The organism is Rothia sp. LK2588 (assembly GCF_040946465.1).
Lineage (GTDB): Bacteria > Actinomycetota > Actinomycetes > Actinomycetales > Micrococcaceae > Rothia.
Map to the genome: position 1 here is coordinate 257,030 of NZ_JAYWLS010000001.1, position 15,238 is coordinate 272,267.

At 59.4% G+C, this 15,238-nt stretch carries 13 protein-coding genes and 3 tRNA genes; 7 read left to right on the plus strand and 9 right to left on the minus strand.

The features are described 5' to 3' along the window. The first annotated feature begins 58 nt into the window (after nucleotides 1-58). Nucleotides 59-1,318, plus strand: a complete 1,260-nt coding sequence (locus VVR12_RS01130) for a hypothetical protein (protein ID WP_368549282.1) — start codon at nucleotides 59-61, stop codon at nucleotides 1,316-1,318. On the opposite strand, the gene VVR12_RS01135 is transcribed toward VVR12_RS01130, so the two are convergent. The 8 genes from VVR12_RS01135 to bcp all read right to left on the minus strand — a co-directional run bounded on the left by VVR12_RS01135 (nucleotide 1,315) and on the right by bcp (nucleotide 9,485). Beyond that, on the minus strand, nucleotides 1,315-1,962 hold the full coding sequence (locus VVR12_RS01135; RefSeq protein WP_368549283.1) for an MBL fold metallo-hydrolase: 648 nt from the start codon (nucleotides 1,960-1,962) through the stop codon (nucleotides 1,315-1,317). The genes VVR12_RS01130 and VVR12_RS01135 overlap by 4 nt on opposite strands. Nucleotides 1,963-1,976: 14 nt before the next feature. Further along, nucleotides 1,977-3,077, minus strand: coding sequence for an S-(hydroxymethyl)mycothiol dehydrogenase (locus VVR12_RS01140; protein ID WP_368549284.1), 1,101 nt, complete (start codon nucleotides 3,075-3,077; stop codon nucleotides 1,977-1,979). A gap of 101 nt (nucleotides 3,078-3,178) precedes the next feature. Beyond that, the gene (locus VVR12_RS01145) at nucleotides 3,179-4,009 is read right to left on the minus strand and encodes an alpha/beta fold hydrolase (RefSeq protein WP_368549285.1); all 831 of its coding nucleotides are present in this window, start codon (nucleotides 4,007-4,009) and stop codon (nucleotides 3,179-3,181) included. A 112-nt stretch (nucleotides 4,010-4,121) separates the two neighbouring features. Further along, on the minus strand, nucleotides 4,122-5,243 hold the full coding sequence (locus tag VVR12_RS01150) for a YihY/virulence factor BrkB family protein (RefSeq protein WP_368549286.1): 1,122 nt from the start codon (nucleotides 5,241-5,243) through the stop codon (nucleotides 4,122-4,124). A gap of 115 nt (nucleotides 5,244-5,358) precedes the next feature. After that, nucleotides 5,359-6,897 carry a malate:quinone oxidoreductase gene (locus VVR12_RS01155; RefSeq protein WP_409349863.1) on the minus strand — a complete coding sequence of 513 codons (1,539 nt, stop codon included), beginning with the start codon at nucleotides 6,895-6,897 and terminating at the stop codon, nucleotides 5,359-5,361. Nucleotides 6,898-6,959: 62 nt separating this feature from the next. Further along, complete coding sequence (locus VVR12_RS01160; RefSeq protein WP_368549288.1) at nucleotides 6,960-8,675, minus strand: ABC transporter substrate-binding protein; 1,716 nt, start codon at nucleotides 8,673-8,675, stop codon at nucleotides 6,960-6,962. Nucleotides 8,676-8,791: 116 nt separating this feature from the next. After that, nucleotides 8,792-8,876 (minus strand) — tRNA-Leu (locus VVR12_RS01165). Nucleotides 8,877-8,999: 123 nt separating this feature from the next. Then, nucleotides 9,000-9,485, minus strand: coding sequence for a thioredoxin-dependent thiol peroxidase (gene bcp, locus VVR12_RS01170; RefSeq protein WP_368549289.1), 486 nt, complete (start codon nucleotides 9,483-9,485; stop codon nucleotides 9,000-9,002). A 136-nt stretch (nucleotides 9,486-9,621) separates the two neighbouring features. On the opposite strand from bcp, the gene VVR12_RS01175 reads away from it, so the two are divergent. From VVR12_RS01175 to VVR12_RS01185, 3 genes are all read left to right on the plus strand, one after another. Further along, nucleotides 9,622-10,191, plus strand: coding sequence for a MarR family winged helix-turn-helix transcriptional regulator (locus tag VVR12_RS01175; RefSeq protein ID WP_368549290.1), 570 nt, complete (start codon nucleotides 9,622-9,624; stop codon nucleotides 10,189-10,191). A 122-nt stretch (nucleotides 10,192-10,313) separates the two neighbouring features. After that, nucleotides 10,314-10,386 (plus strand) — tRNA-Lys (locus VVR12_RS01180). A gap of 251 nt (nucleotides 10,387-10,637) precedes the next feature. Continuing rightward, nucleotides 10,638-10,713: transfer RNA gene (locus VVR12_RS01185), tRNA-Lys, on the plus strand. Between the two features lie 104 nt (nucleotides 10,714-10,817). On the opposite strand, the gene VVR12_RS01190 is transcribed toward VVR12_RS01185, so the two are convergent. Next, a complete protein-coding gene (locus tag VVR12_RS01190) occupies nucleotides 10,818-11,279 on the minus strand; it encodes a hypothetical protein (protein ID WP_368549291.1) in 462 nt (153 codons plus the stop codon). A gap of 400 nt (nucleotides 11,280-11,679) precedes the next feature. Between VVR12_RS01190 and VVR12_RS01195 the strand changes: the two genes are divergently transcribed. The 3 genes from VVR12_RS01195 (at nucleotide 11,680) to ilvC (ending at nucleotide 15,171) form a co-directional block, all read left to right on the plus strand. Continuing rightward, nucleotides 11,680-13,497: an acetolactate synthase large subunit gene (locus VVR12_RS01195; protein ID WP_368549292.1), complete on the plus strand. Its 1,818-nt coding sequence runs from the start codon at nucleotides 11,680-11,682 to the stop codon at nucleotides 13,495-13,497. 3 nt (nucleotides 13,498-13,500) lie between these two features. Beyond that, nucleotides 13,501-14,010, plus strand: a complete 510-nt coding sequence (ilvN, locus tag VVR12_RS01200; RefSeq protein ID WP_368549293.1) for an acetolactate synthase small subunit — start codon at nucleotides 13,501-13,503, stop codon at nucleotides 14,008-14,010. A 126-nt stretch (nucleotides 14,011-14,136) separates the two neighbouring features. Beyond that, nucleotides 14,137-15,171, plus strand: a complete 1,035-nt coding sequence (gene ilvC, locus VVR12_RS01205) for a ketol-acid reductoisomerase (RefSeq protein WP_368549294.1) — start codon at nucleotides 14,137-14,139, stop codon at nucleotides 15,169-15,171. Nucleotides 15,172-15,238 lie beyond the last annotated feature (67 nt).

The window sequence follows — 15,238 nt, forward strand, 5'->3', positions numbered from 1 at the left end:
GCACCCTACCGGGTGGTTGACCAGAAGACGTTACAACGTCAACTATGTGCGCAACAGAATGCGATACCTGACCTCCATCGTGGGAAAGCAGTTCTTCGCGTTCTCGTTGCTGATGCGTTTGCCCACCTGGATGAGCGCGTTGGCGGTGCTGGTCATCATGTCGGACCGCACCGGTGAGATCACCCTGGGAACCTACGGAGCCGGGCTCATCGCATTGGCTTCTGCCATGAGCCACCGGACCTACCGGGTGCTCTCGCACCGCTTTGGTGTGCGCGGCGTCCTCACCGTCGCCGCAACCCTCAACATCCCAGCCGTAGCCTTCTTATTGGTGCAAATGCTCGACTTCATCGGGCAACGCACCGGCGGTTCCATCTTGATGTTCCTTTTAGCCTCCACCCTGGCCGGTGTCACCACCCCACCGTTAGGTGCGATGATGCGCTCCTACTGGAGCCACCGCTACAGCGAATATCACGACCGGCGCGAGCTGAACACCTCGACCACCTTCGAATCCGTGCTCGACATCGTGGCCTTGCCGGTCGCGGCCTCCATCGTCGGCCTCATCGCGATCCTCGGCGGGCTCAATGCACCCCTCTATGCGGTGATCGTCATCGACCTGCTAGGAATCATGTTCGTGCTGTGGCGCCCCGGATCCATCCGCATGCGTAGCGCCGACCTCGAGGGCTTCGGATCCTTCGAAAAAAATGTGCAGGGCTCCGCAAAGCTAGGTTGGCTACCCGTGCTGGGCATCTCGTGCCTGGGCATCTGCATCGGTTCCGCGCAGACCATGCTGGCATTCCGCGCCATCTCCCAGGACAGCGTGACGAATATCGGTTTTTACCTCGGGGCCATGGGATCAGCCGGTGCCATCGCCTGTGTGGTGATGACGCTGTTGCGCTCGCGCGTGGGCACCTGGCAGGGGTGGACGATGATCGCCTCCGCACTGACCCTCGTCTCGTTGTTGATGTCGGTGCCGCAATCGACCCCGGGGCTTCTCTTGCTGCTCGCGCTCTTCGGTGCGGTGTTGGGCGCCGGGCTGCTCTCGATCGACTCCATCATCACCAGCCTCTCGGCGCGAGGAAACATCGATCTGGCCCACTCTACGGCGCAGGCCACCTTCATCGCTGGTATCGCGTTGGGATTCGTGTGGGGCGGTGTTTTCGGGGCGCGATTCGGCGTTCAAAGCGCGCTCCTCGTGCCGGTCATTTCCTCGGCCGCGTACTTCATCCTGGCCCACATCTACGGTTATAAGTGGCGGAAAAAGTACGAGGAGCGGCTTGCGCCGCTCCCCGAAGATCTTTCTTTATCCCGCAAGGGTTAGTGACCTCGCTTGATCCACTCCTCGACGTCCGGCGCTTCAACGCCGATGCCGGTGTGATCACCGTGGCCGGTTAACACCGCCGTCGACTCGGGCAAAGTCAACAGGCGGGTACGAATGGATTCAATGATCACGTCGAAGTTGCTGAAGGAACGACCGGTCGCTCCGGGGCCACCGTTGAAGAGGGTATCGCCCGAGAACACCACACCGGTGGAGTTCTCATAGCTAAGATCTGGCGCGTAGAAGCACACAGACCCGGGGGAGTGACCCGGGGTCTCGATCACCGTCAGCTCGGTTCCGGCGATAGAGATCGTATCTCCATCGTGGAGTTCCCGATCGAAGTCCCATTCGGGATAAACCATCTGCCACAGTTCGCGGTCTTTCGGGTTGAGGTAAACCTCGGCACCGAACCTCTGCGAGGCCTCCCGCGCGCTGGAAATATGGTCATCGTGGGCATGGGTCAGCAGGATCTTCTCGACGGTTCGACCGGCGACAGCCTTCGAGATTTTTTCGACGTCGTGGGCAGGGTCGATGATGACCACCGAGGAGTCGTCACCGACGATCCAGACGTTGTTGTCGACCTCCCAGGTGCCACCGTCCAACGAGAAGGTACCAGAGGTCACCACATGGTCAATACGTGCATTCACGGTATGAGCCTCCTTTACTTCTGAAATTCAACGACCGAGCGCAAAACCTTGCCAGTCTTCATCGTCTCGAATGCCTCGTTGACGTCTTCGAGACCGATGCGTTCGGTCACGAACTTGTCCAGGGGCAGACGACCCAGCTGGTACTGATCCACGAACATGGGGAAGTCGCGGGAAGGCAGGGTATCGCCGTACCACGCCGACTTGATGGAACCGCCTCGGCCGAAGACCTCGTCCAGCGGGATCTCCCACGTGGTTTCGGGGGCGGGCACGCCAACCAGAACCACGCGTCCAGCGAGGTCACGAGCGTAGAAGGCCTGCTTGAAGGTCTCCTTGATACCGACGGCATCGATCACCAGGTCTGCACCGAATCCGTCGGTCAACTCGCGGATCTTCTCCACCGGATCAACGTTGGCGGAGTTTACGATCTCGGTAGCACCGAGCTCGCGAGCCCGAGCCAGCTTTTCGTCGTCGATATCAACGGCGATAATGGTGGTCGCACCGGCCAGCTTGGCTCCGGCGATCGCCGCAACACCCACGCCGCCACAACCGATGACGGCTACCGACTCACCTCGCTTGACCTCGCCGGTATTCAGGACGGCGCCCAGACCGGCGGTCACGCCGCAGCCCAATAGGCCGATGGCGGCGTAGTCGGACTCGTTCATCGAAGCCTCAATCTTGGTGCACTGGCCGGCGGCGACCAAGGTCTTTTCTGCGAAAGAACCGATACCCAGGGCCGGTTCTAGCTCGGTGCCGTCTTCCAGGGTCATCTTCTGGGAGGCGTTGTGGGTGTCGAAGCAGTACTGGGGCTTGCCCTTCTTGCAGGCTCGGCATTCGCCGCAGACCGCGCGCCAGTTGAGAATCACCAGGTCACCGGGAGCCACGTTCGTGACGTCGTCACCGACCGACTCGACGATTCCGGCGGACTCGTGGCCCAAAAGGTACGGGAAGTTATCGCCCACGCCACCTTCGATGTAGTGATGGTCGGTCTGGCACACACCACAGGTCAACACCTTCACCAGTGCCTCGCCCTTGCCCGGATCGGGCACGTTGATCGTGGTGACCGTGGCGGGTTCATTCTTAGCCATCGCTACGAGAGCTTTTACCTGCTGCGTCATTTCATGTCCTTCGTGTGTTGGAGTTCGGCGACCATTGCGCCGATGTCTGTCTCTAGGCTATCGAATCACACGTAGGCTGAGGAACCACTGCCCTGGAAAACTTAGTCGGTGGGCTTGTGGGAGCTCATCCAGTCGATGCAGGCCTTCTTGAACTGTCCCGAGGTTAACGCGTTGACGTGGTCACGCCCGATAAGTTGCACCTCATGGACATCAATGCCATGATCACGCAGCGGCTCTGCCAGCCAGGCAGTACTCGGTGCGATGGTGTCTTCGGTGCCGTTGACGAGCAGTACCGGTGACTGCACCGTCCGCGAGTGCGGGTCGAAGCTCAGCGAGGGCATTTCTTCGGCGAACTGTCGCAGGCCCACGTTGCTGATGATGGAGCTGTCAATAATGTTCTGCAAGGCGAGAAAACCATCTGGCCCGGAACTTTTCGCAGACTCGCCGGTCTGCTCCGATGAGGCACCCTGAAGGTAGGCGCGCACTTGAGGCAACTCATCGTGCTGCGGCAGGCCTCCCAGACACAGGCTGGCCGTCCGGTGTGGGAGCAACGCGGCGAACTCATAGGCCATGCGCGCCCCGGCCGAAAACCCGATCAGATGAACGGGATGCTGGGGATTGCCCAGGGAGTCTGCGGCCTCGTCCAGCACCTGGACCATTCCCCGCACCGTCGCCTGCAACAGATTCTCGTCGTCGAGGTGCACCGACCGTACATTCTGATCAGAGTCGTCTGCAAGGTTCCCACCGTGATCCTGCTGGAACTCTCGACCGTGATAGGGCAGATCCATGAGTATTACATCGATGCCGGCCCGGTGCAGTTTGCGTACCCAACCGGTGCCTTCCCAGCTTTGCCGGGAGCAGGTGGCGAAACCGTGGATGAGCAGGGCGCGCGGTGCAGCGGGGGCGCCGGAGGGGAGAACAGAGTACTCCACAACAGTTCCTGTGTTCATTGCAATAACACTACGGGCGGCGGAAAGATCAAGCAATCTTTCACGCCGCCCGTAGCAGGTGGTGGCGGCTCAGTTCTGAGCCGGGTGTTCTTTATTACTTGGGAGCCTTCGTCGAACCCGCCAGGCTACCTTCACCGGACCCGTTGTCTTCCGAGTAATCCAGGCCGCTGTGTTCCAGACGGATGTCGCGTGCCTCTTCAACGAGCTTTTCACGGGTGTCGATCATCTTCTGAGCCTGCACCTCGGAGCGCGGGGGCAACTGCACCGACTCTTCGGCGGGGATACCGGCCTTCAGCTCGCGGGAGCGCTCAATCTCGGAATCGATCTGCGCACCGAAGAGCAAAACGTTGTTCATGATCCAGATGAACAGCAACAGCACGATCACACCACCGATGGTTCCGTAGGTGGCGTTGTAGTTACCGAAGTTCGAAACGTAGAAGGTAAATCCGAGGGCTGCTACGGCCATGCCCACCAGGGAGAAGGCAGCACCGGGAGAAATCCAGCGCAGTTTAGGCTGCTTGACGTTCGGGGTGCCGTAGTACAGCAACGCGATCAGGACGATGGCCAAGACCAGTGCGATGGGCCAGCGCAACCAATTCCAGATGGTGGCGAAACCGGAAAGATCAACGCCGGGGATGGCTCCGCTGATCATGTTGACCACCCCGCCGCTCAAGATCAAAACAGCAACCATCACGACGACGATCAACACCAGAATGGCGGTGACCAGCAGGTTCCACAGGCGCAGCTTGATCAGGGGGCGGCCTTCGACTACGTCGTAGATCTTGTTCAGTGCACGCCCGAAAGCACCCACGTAACCGGACGCGGTCCACAGGGCACCGAGAATACCGGTGATCAGTGCCAGACCCGCTGCGGAGGAGGTGGTCAGCTGGGTGATGGGGTCTTTAACCAGGGTCAAGACGTCTTGCGGAGCGAATCCGCTAATTAATTCAAGAATCGCCTGCGTGGTCTGCTGGCCCTGACCGAATACGCCCAGCAGAGACACCACGGCCAGCAAGGCGGGGAAGATCGAGAGGACCGCGAAGTAGGTGAGCGCGGCGGCCAAGTCGGTGCAGCCGTCCGCCAAGAACTCGTTGAAGGAGCGCTTGAAGACATATCCCCATTTGGGTTTGACGGTCTTGTCTTTCTTGTCGGGGCTGTGCTTAGTCAGCTGCTCTTCGTTTTCAGCACGCCTGACGGTTTCTTTGGCAAGAGACATAGGTCTTCCTTGGGGGTGGTCTGAGGTGAATATACGTGGGTTAGCTTACCGGAACGTCGCCGGCCGCACCCTGTGCGACCAGCGACGTCGACCGTATTTGTTGTGAATTTGAAATTTAGTTGTTGATACCCAGCACACCGGCAGTGTGTGCCATCACTTCGTCGGCCAACTGCGGGTTCTCGTTGAGCTTGGTGCCGAAAGAAGGCACGAGCTCCTTCACGCGCGGCTCCCAGCGTCCAAATTGACCGGGGAAGCACTGCTGTAACAGCTTGAGCATGATCGGCACGGCGGTGGAGGCGCCGGGCGAGGCACCCAACAGGGCAGCGATGGATCCGTCGGCGGAGGAAACCAGCTCGGTGCCGAACTGCAGCACGCCACCCTTCTTGGCGTCTTTCTTCATCACCTGCACGCGTTGGCCGGCGGTGATGAGCTCCCACTCGTCGCCGATGGCGTTCGGGTAGTACTCGTGCAGGGACTCCAGGCGCTCTTCACGACTCTTGCGCAGCTCGCCGATGAGGTACTTGGTGAGGTCCATGTTGGCCAAACCAGCGCGAGCCATCGGGTAGATGTTGTCCAGGCGCAACGAGAGCGGCAGATCCAACAACGAACCCTGCTTGAGGAAGTTCGTCTTGAAACCTGCGTAGGGGCCAAACAGCAACGAGCGCTTACCGTCGACGTAACGAGTATCCAGGTGCGGCACCGACATCGGGGGAGCACCTACAGAGGCCAGGCCATAGACCTTCGCATTGTGCTGCTGAGCGGTGGCCTGATTCGTGTTGCGCAGGAACAGACCGGAGACGGGGAAGCCGCCGAAGCCCTTGCCCTCGGGGATGCCCGATTTCTGCAGGAGGTGCAACGCACCGCCGCCGGCACCGAGGAACACAAACTTGGCGCGCAGACGGGTGTGGCCCTCGCTGTTGAGGCGGTTCTTGACGGTGACCGTCCAGGTGCCGTCCGACTCGCGCTCGACGTTCGTCACCTGCTGGCCGTAACGTACCTCAACACCCTGGGCGGTGAGGTAGTTGACCATGTGCTCGGTGAGGGCGCCGAAATCGACGTCGGTACCTTCGGGAGAGAAATTGGCGGCTACGGCCTCGTCGGTGTCGCGTCCCTGCATCGTCAGCGGAGCCCACTCCCAGATCTTTGCCGGATCGGTGGAGAACTCCATGCGTTCGAAAAGCTTCTCCCGCTTGAAAGCGTCGTACCGTGCGGCCAGGTACTGGCTGTTCTTCTCGCCGAATACCAGAGACATGTGCGGAACCGCGTTGATGAACTCGGCATTGGGCACCTTCTTCTCGGAGACGAGGCTGGCCCAGAACTGGCGAGAGACCTGAAACTGCTCATTGATATTCAGTGCTTTAGCCGTGGAGACGGTTCCATCGGCGGCTGCGGGTGAGTAATTGAGTTCGCACAGCGCGGAGTGGCCGGTGCCCGCGTTGTTCCACGGGTTGGAGGATTCTTGACCGACACGGTCAAGACGCTCGAGAAGGGTAATATTCCATCCCGGTTCCAGCTCCTTGAGCAGTACGCCGAGCGTGGCGCTCATGACGCCGCCACCCACGAGTACTACATCGGTGTGTTGAGTTTCAGTCACAGTTGTACTCCCATTTCTCGTTCCGAAGGGCAGACGCTGGTCGTTGCGTGCCCGGAACATGCTTTGAATCACTCTAGTTTTACCCTAGTGCCTGATACTACGAGCGCATAATACTTTCGTCGTTAATCATGTACTTGGGTGCGGCCCAGCGGCGAAATGCCGGTGGCCGACAGCGGAAAGTATCCGACCCTTTTGCCGAGGGCGACCGAGGACACCGGGTAGGCGATCGGCACGGCGGGCATCAGCTGGGCCACCAGAAGGTTGATGTTTTTGTACGCTTCTTTGCGTTCTTCGGGGTCTTTGAGCTGGTCGGCGGTGCGGATCTCGGTCAGGATCTGCTGATAGGTGACGGTCGGCGGTTCGGGGGTCGCCTTGGTCGATGATGAGGGTGTGGGGGAGGACGTCGGCTCGGCCGGTTTCTCGGTGGCGGGGGCTTGAGAATCAGCCGAGTCTTTGACGACTTCTGAGGTAGTAGCCAAGACGCGGGAGAAGAAGGCATTGGGGTCGCGATAGGAACCGACGAACCCGGTGAGGGCCAGTCCGCGGTCTTTACTCGACGCCGAGATCTTGTCGAGGTAGCCGTCTGCCCAGCGGACGGGCTTGGGCACGATGTTGAACCCGGCTTTGACCAGTGCAGAGGACAGCGAAGAGTAGAGGGATTCTGGCGAGGTCATGGTGGCCAGCGAGACATCGGTGGGGTAGTAGAACTCCACGGGTTCGTTGCGGTACCCGGCCTGCTTCAAAAGGCGCTGCGCTTTGGCGGTGTTGTTCGCGTAGAAGAACGACGTCTGATCGTTTTTCATCATGAACAGAGAGGGCAAGAAGTCGGTTGCAGAATGCGACCCCTGCGGGAAGTGCTTCTTGACGATTTCGGGCCGGTTGAGGGCGTAAGAGACCGCCTGTCGCACCCGGACGTCTTGAAAAACCGGGTGTTGCAGGTTGATGCTGATGTAGGTGATCGCGTACGGATCCCGCGGTTGAACAAGGATGCCGGATCTGGCCAGGTCAACGTAGTGCATGGTTCCCACCAGATCGTAGGCGTCGCACTGGTTTTCGAGAATCGAGTAGAAGCGCTTGGCGGGGTTGGTGATCGTGGTAAACGTGATATCGGAGACCGCCGGGTGCTCATCCCAATACGATTCGTTGCGCTTAAGCTCAGTTTTTCCTTCGGCGTGAGCGGCGACGGTATAAGCACCGGTTCCTACCGGCTGCGCCGTGAACTTTCCATTGGCGTCCAGTGAGCGGGGGCAGGCAATGCCGAAGGCCGGTTGTGTGAGCGCCTTCAACAGGGAGGACGATGGCCGCGAGAGTTTGAACTGCACGGACGAGCCCTCGACGGTGCAGTCGGTGATGAGCGGCGTCTTGCCATCGGGCGAATTCAGCGGGCTGAAGAGCTGCAGGAAGGCGATGTGGGCGTTGGCGGTGTCGTCTCCGGCGGCGTGCTGCCAGCGGGCCACGTTGGTCTTGACGTCCTCGGCAGCGAAGGGTGAGCCGTCGTGAAAATGCACCCCGTCACGGAGGTGGAAGGTCAGGGTGCGGCGGTCATCACTGAACTCCCATGAAGTTGCCAGGCAGGGTTCGGGTTCACCGGTGTCGATATTGGCTCGGACGAGGGGTTCGAGCACCTGCGCAGAGATGCGGGCTGTCTCGAGGGTGCCGCTGGTGGCGACGTCGAGGGAGCGGGTCGGGGCGGCGTTGACGAACCTGAGTTTGAGCGGTTTATCGTTGTCGTCAGCGGGTGAGGAGCTGTGTGCGCACGCGGTCAGCGCGTGACCGGCGGCCAAGAGTGCGGTGAAGCTGAGCACTCGGCGGCGGGAGAGGGGCTGATGGTGCGGCAAAGGGGCTCCTTTCGGGTCTGTGCGCGCCACAGACAGTGCACCCATCTTATCGGTTGATGCACCCAACGCAGGAAAGCCCGGCATCAGCCGGGCTTTCCTGCGGTTTGGAGTTTTGTTGGTGCGCAAGGGGGGACTTGAACCCCCACGCCCGAAGGCACAGGAACCTAAATCCTGCGTGTCTGCCAATTTCACCACTCGCGCGTGTCTGTTCATCTTGGATCTGCTAATCCCGCGAACATCTGATGATGTTACCCGATGGTGCTATGGCGAACAAGTTTGCGGTTGCGGTGGTGCACCGCCTTGCGCCCCCGTTGTCTTCCTTACTTAGCGCTCGGTTGCTGAGTCGATGCCTAGGTCTCTGCGCAATTTGGCGACGTGCCCCTTGGCACGCACATTGTACTGAGCGACCTCAATACGACCCTCTTCATCAATCACGAACGTTGACCGAATGAGGCCCTCATAAGTTTTGCCGTAGTTCTTCTTCTCGCCCCAGGCCCCGTAAGCCTCGGCCACCGCGTGATCCGGGTCGGAGAGCAGGGGGAAGGTCAGGTCTTGGCCGGTGATAAACTGGCGCAGTTTCTCGGTGCTATCGGGAGATATTCCTACTACCTGATAACCGTGGGACTGAAGGGATGCGAGGTTGTCCCGGAAGTCGCAGGCTTGAGTCGTGCACCCGGGGGTGTTCGCTTTCGGGTAGAAATAGAGGATGACGCGCTGGCCTGAGTAGTCGGAAAGGCTGACGGAATTGCCCTCGGCGTCCTCGAGGGTAAACGACGGAGCTTGCTCGTGCGCGGTCAGTCGGGTGGTCATGGTTCTCCTCAAAATTGTAGGTATCGGCAGTCGGCGAGACCTGGCTGGTGAGCCCCTCATTCTACTGTGAGGTAGCTCCTATAAAAATTAGCTCGTCTACTTAGTAATTTATGATACAAAGTCCTATACTGAGGTCATGCCTAACATTGGACTCTGGTCTATTAATCGTTTACTTTCCACAGCTGCCCGTATCTTGGAGCACAGCTGGAATAATCAGCTCAAGGAGCTGGGTCTTACACACGCCGGGGTGACTGCCCTTGAGGTCATCTCGCGCGAAGGTACCGTTTCTCAGGTGAGAGTGGCTTCCATTGTGGGAGTTCAGGCTCAGACGATGGGTAAGACGCTGGCCCGCTTAGAATCTCACGGACATGTGTACCGCACCCGCAATTCCGTCGATCGCCGTAGCTACCTACTGGGAATTACTCCCAAGGGTAAAGAGGTATTGGCTCAGGCAAAAGAGATCGATCGCATTTTGGCCTCCTCGGGGGAGCTGGCGAAGCCTGAGTTTCGACAGATGTTGGTACGGGTCGTCCATGAACTGTCGCAGCAGGACGGCGCTGAAGCCTACCTCTCAGACGGTGTAGAGGGATCTGGTGATGATGTCACGACGTCGGACGCCGCGGAGAGTGTTGATTCTGCAACCGGCCCCAACACCGCGGTCCTCGATGTCATTAGAACCGACGCCTTAACCTCCGACAAGAACTAGACAGCGAGCTCCGCCCGAGACTTTCGCGTGAAGTGGGCAACAAAAGCCGTTCTGGGCTTGCGCGGGTGGGGACCGTTGTGTAAAGTATATTTTCGTTGCTTCGGCATGGATAAAAAAATAATGCGCCTCTAGCTCAATTGGCAGAGCAATTGACTCTTAATCAATGGGTTCCGGGTTCGAGTCCCGGGGGGCGCACACCTGAGGTGGAGCCTGACAGTTTTCTGTCAGGCTCCACCTTTGTTGTTCTATCATCCATGTACGGTCATTCTCGATTGTGCCGTTGTAGTGAGGTCGATTCGGTAGCAGGGCGGTGTCGGTAGGGTGAACGCCGGGGGAACACACATCGGCCTTGAGGTGACGCATGTCATGCGCTTTCAATTTGCCCGGTAGGCAATGGTGTGTGTATATTCTTATTCGTTGCTTCAACGCACCGATGAAAAAAAGATGCGCCTCTAGCTCAATTGGCAGAGCAATTGACTCTTAATCAATGGGTTCCGGGTTCGAGTCCCGGGGGGCGCACCACAGAAAAAAGACCTGACAACTGCGGTTGTCAGGTCTTTTTCGTACATTAAGCGGTTTTCTCGATGACTATGATCTCGTCTTATGGACCGTGCGAACGCGGGTGACTAATCCTGGTCTTCGAGCCAGGTATCGACAAGAAACTGCGTGAAATCCTCGACGTCGGCGCTTTGATCCAGCTCACCGCTACCCTCGAGAGTCTCGATCGTGACCTTGGGGGCGAGCCGAACGATAAATGAAGACCCGTTGGTTGATTCCAAGCCGAGGGTCTCGTCGTTGACGGCATAAACCCGCATCGCGTTGGTGTTGTCGATCGAGGTGGGGGTTCCGTTGGCCTTGGCCTCTGGCAAACTCAGGGGAGCGACGATTACCTCGTGCGGATTGTCGCGGTAACCCATGATGAAATAGCGCTGGTCGCTACTTTGTTGCTGGGCGATGTCAGCGTTGCGGTAAATGGCCGAGCCCGTCACGAACACCAGGTTGTAGGCCCCATAGTTCATGATCTGTTCGTCGAATATGGGGTGCAGGAGTTTCGTGATGTGGGCGCTAGATAACGTATTCTCAGCCATGTTCCTCATTCTAGGTGGTGAATGTGAGCGTGACCATTTTTTAAGCTCAGCACCGAAACCTCGTCACAGTCGCGACATTTGGTGTCATATCCGGAGGTGGGGTTACTGATTCCCACTGAGACGAATACCATATTGCATCGTGAGATCTCTTTGACATTGTAGATCGCAGCACCGGAATATTGAGCTATGAAGTGTTGTCCTGCTCACCTAATTCAGCGTCTAGTCGTGATTATTGACCGATCAATCTAGCCTAGGCGCACTACAGCAGTGCAATCAGAACCCTTCGCTAGGTGCACCTGGCGGAGGGTTTTTGTGTACCGGGAGTCAGGGGGGGGCAAGAAGCCCCTCGGGGTTTCCAGCCCGCACGCTTCATTGCAATTCAGACCAGAGGAAAGACGAGATGACGATGGGACAAGCGAGCCACTCGACCACCGATAATCATGAGATGACGGGTGCTGCCAGCGCTGGCACCGTGCGCATGACCGGCTCTCAAGCCATTGTGCGCTCCCTTGAAGAGTTGGGCGTGACCGACGTCTTCGGTCTGCCCGGTGGAGCCATCCTGCCCACCTATGACCCGCTTTTCGATTCCGAGAAACTCAATCACATTCTCGTGCGCCACGAACAGGGCGCCGGTCACGCGGCTCAGGGATACGCCATTTCCACCGGCAAAGTAGGCGTGTGCATTGCGACTTCGGGGCCCGGTGCGACCAACCTGTTGACCGCCATCGCCGATGCCAACATGGATTCCGTCCCGATGATCGTGATCACCGGTCAGGTTTCTTCCTCTGTTCTCGGCACCGATGCTTTCCAAGAAGCTGACATCGTGGGTATGACCATGCCGATTACCAAGCACTCGTTCATGGTGACCGACCCGCAAGAGATACCCCGCTGTTTTGCCACCGCTTACAACATCGCCTCCACCGGGCGTCCGGGGCCTGTGCTGATCGACGTTACCAAGGACGCCCAGGTCGGCATGATGGACTTCAGCTGGCCGCCGACTAATCAGGTGCGCGGATACAACCCGGTGACCCGGGGGCACTCCCGCCAGATTCGCGAAGCCGCCAAGCTGATCACCGAAGCGCGCCGTCCGGTGTTATACGTCGGTGGCGGTGCGATCCGCGCCGGAGCCTCCGATGAGCTGGCTGAACTGGCTCGGATCACCGACGCCCCGGTCGTCACCACCCTGACCGCCCGCGGTGCCTTCCCCGATTCCCACCCCCACAACCTGGGCATGCCGGGCATGCACGGCACCGTCCCTGCGGTCACCGCCATGCAGAAGTCCGACCTCTTGATCGCGCTGGGCGCCCGGTTTGACGACCGCGTGACCGGAGTGGTCTCGTCCTTTGCGCCCGAGGCCAAAGTCGTCCATGTCGACGTCGACCCTGCCGAGATCTCCAAGATCCGCTTTGCCGACGTGCCGATCGTGGGCGATCTGAAGTACGTATTGCCCGAGCTCAACCAGATACTTGAGGGTGAGTTCGCGCAAGACCTGCCCGACCTGGGGGACTGGTGGCAGCTGCTCAACCGCCTCAAAGATCAGTACCCCCTGGGATACACCAAAACCGACGATGGCCTGGGTTCGCCGCAGTATGCGATCCAGAGGATTTCCGAGCTCACCGGGTCCGATGCCTACTACGTTTCCGGCGTCGGTCAACACCAGATGTGGTCCGCCCACTTTGTGCAGTACGAGAAACCGCGCCACTGGATCAATTCGGCGGGCTTGGGCACCATGGGTTACTCGGTGCCGGCCGCTATGGGTGTGAAAGTTGCCCACCCGGACGCGGTGGTGTGGGCCATTGACGGCGACGGCTGCTTTCAGATGACCAACCAGGAGCTGGCCACCTGCGCCCACAACAACATCCCCATCAAGGTCGCGATCATCAATAACTCGTCGCTGGGTATGGTGCGGCAGTGGCAAAACCTCTTCTACGACGGGCGCTATTCCAATACGCACCTGAACACCGGTCACGGCACCGTGCGGATTCCCGACTTCGTGAAGCTGGCCGAGGCCTACGGTTGCGTGGGCCTGCGGTGCGAAGACGACTCACAGGTCGACGAGACAATTCAGAAAGCGCTTGAAATTAACGATCGGCCCGTGGTCATCGACTTCACGGTCAGCCCCGACGCCATGGTCTGGCCCATGGTTCCGGCGGGCGTCTCCAACGACCTGATCCAGATTGCCAAGAACACCTCACCTGATTTCGGAAACGAGGGATAGACCATGAGTAAACACACCCTTTCTGTATTGGTGGAAGACAAGCCCGGTGTTCTGGCTCGGGTCTCCGGCCTCTTCGCCCGCCGCATGTTCAACATCGAGTCGCTGGCGGTGGGCGGTACCGAGGTGCCCGGCATCTCTCGCATCACCGTGGTGACAGATGCCGATGAGGCCGCGCTGGAACAAGTCACAAAGCAGTTGAACAAGCTGATCCACGTGCTAAAGGTGGTGGAGTTACCCACCGACTCGTCGGTCACGCGCGACCACATCATGGTGAAGGTCAAGGCGGATACCGCGACCCGATTGCAGGTGACCCAGGCCGCCGACCTGTTCCGCGCGTCCATCATCGATGTCTCCACGGAATCGGTGGTCATCGAGGCGACCGGTTCCGACGAGAAGCTGAAGGCCCTCCTGGACGTCCTCGAACCCTTCGGCATCAAAGAGCTGGTTCGTGCCGGCACGGTCGGCCTCTCACGCGGGCCCCGTTCCATGAGTGAAAAGGGCTTTCGCCGCTAACCGAGACGCACCACAGCGTTCGTCTCAAAATATGGTTGGCCTTGAATTAGCGCACCAGTTCCCCTACATTTCAACTAACGGCCAATGCGCCGCATGATCCAAGATCAAAGCAAGGAGATCCCACCCATGGCAGCAAAAATCTACTACAACGACGACGCCGATCTCACGGTACTGTCCGAGAAGACCGTTGCCGTTATCGGCTATGGTTCGCAGGGCCACGCCCACGCACTGAACCTGCGTGATTCGGGCGTAGACGTCGTCGTGGGTCTGTCTGAAAACTCCTCCTCCCGCGCGAAGGCTGAGGCGCAGGGTCTGCGCGTGGAGAACGTCGCCGATGCAGCTGCCGAGGGTGACATCATCATGATCTTGACCCCCGACCAGGTGCAGGCAGAGGTCTTCACGAAAGACATCGCCCCTCACCTGGAAGAAGGCAATGCGCTGTTCTTCGCACACGGCTTCAACATCCGCTTTGGTTACATCGAAGCCCCGCAGGGCGTCGACGTGGCTATGGTAGCCCCCAAGGGCCCCGGCCACACTGTTCGCCGCGAGTTCGAAGCGGGACGCGGCGTGCCGGCACTGGTGGCCGTCGAGGTTGACGCCTCGGGTCAGGCCAAGGACATCGCGTTGGCCTACGCCAAGGGGTTGGGCGCAACCCGCGCCGGCGTCATCGAGACCACCTTCACCGAAGAAACCGAATCGGATCTCTTCGGTGAGCAGGCTGTGCTTTGCGGCGGTGCCTCGCAGCTGATCCAGTACGGTTTCGAGACCCTGACCGAGGCCGGATACCAGCCCGAGATCGCATACTTCGAGGTCTTGCACGAGCTCAAGCTCATCGTCGACCTGATGATCGAAGGTGGCATCGCCAAGCAGCGCTGGTCCATCTCCGACACCGCCGAGTACGGCGACTACGTCTCTGGCCCGCGCGTCATCACGCCGGAGGTCAAGGAGAACATGAAGGCTGTGCTCGCCGACATTCAGGACGGCACCTTCGCCAAGCGTTTCATCGAGGATCAGGCTGCAGGGGGCCCCGAATTCAAGAAGCTGCGGGAGAAGGGTGAGTCGCACCCCATCGAGGCCACCGGCCGAGAATTGCGCAAGCTGTTCTCCTGGAACTCAGACCAGATCGACGAAGACTACACTGACGGCAGCGTAGCCCGTTAAGCTCTGCGCGCCCCAGTGTGTTGAATCAGCGCCGATCACGATCCTCAATCGTGGTCGGCGCTTGTCG

Bases quoted from the DNA above. Each gene is read 5' to 3' on its own strand.
- VVR12_RS01155 (WP_409349863.1), bottom strand. From the start codon at position 6,897: ATGTTCCGGGCACGCAACGACCAGCGTCTGCCCTTCGGAACGAGAAAT.
- VVR12_RS01130 (WP_368549282.1), top strand. From the start codon at position 59: ATGCGATACCTGACCTCCATCGTGGGAAAGCAGTTCTTCGCGTTCTCG.
- ilvN (WP_368549293.1), top strand. From the start codon at position 13,501: ATGAGTAAACACACCCTTTCTGTATTGGTGGAAGACAAGCCCGGTGTT.
- ilvC (WP_368549294.1), top strand. From the start codon at position 14,137: ATGGCAGCAAAAATCTACTACAACGACGACGCCGATCTCACGGTACTG.
- VVR12_RS01175 (WP_368549290.1), top strand. From the start codon at position 9,622: ATGCCTAACATTGGACTCTGGTCTATTAATCGTTTACTTTCCACAGCT.
- VVR12_RS01195 (WP_368549292.1), top strand. From the start codon at position 11,680: ATGACGATGGGACAAGCGAGCCACTCGACCACCGATAATCATGAGATG.
- VVR12_RS01150 (WP_368549286.1), bottom strand. From the start codon at position 5,243: ATGTCTCTTGCCAAAGAAACCGTCAGGCGTGCTGAAAACGAAGAGCAG.
- VVR12_RS01190 (WP_368549291.1), bottom strand. From the start codon at position 11,279: ATGGCTGAGAATACGTTATCTAGCGCCCACATCACGAAACTCCTGCAC.
- bcp (WP_368549289.1), bottom strand. From the start codon at position 9,485: ATGACCACCCGACTGACCGCGCACGAGCAAGCTCCGTCGTTTACCCTC.
- VVR12_RS01140 (WP_368549284.1), bottom strand. From the start codon at position 3,077: ATGACGCAGCAGGTAAAAGCTCTCGTAGCGATGGCTAAGAATGAACCC.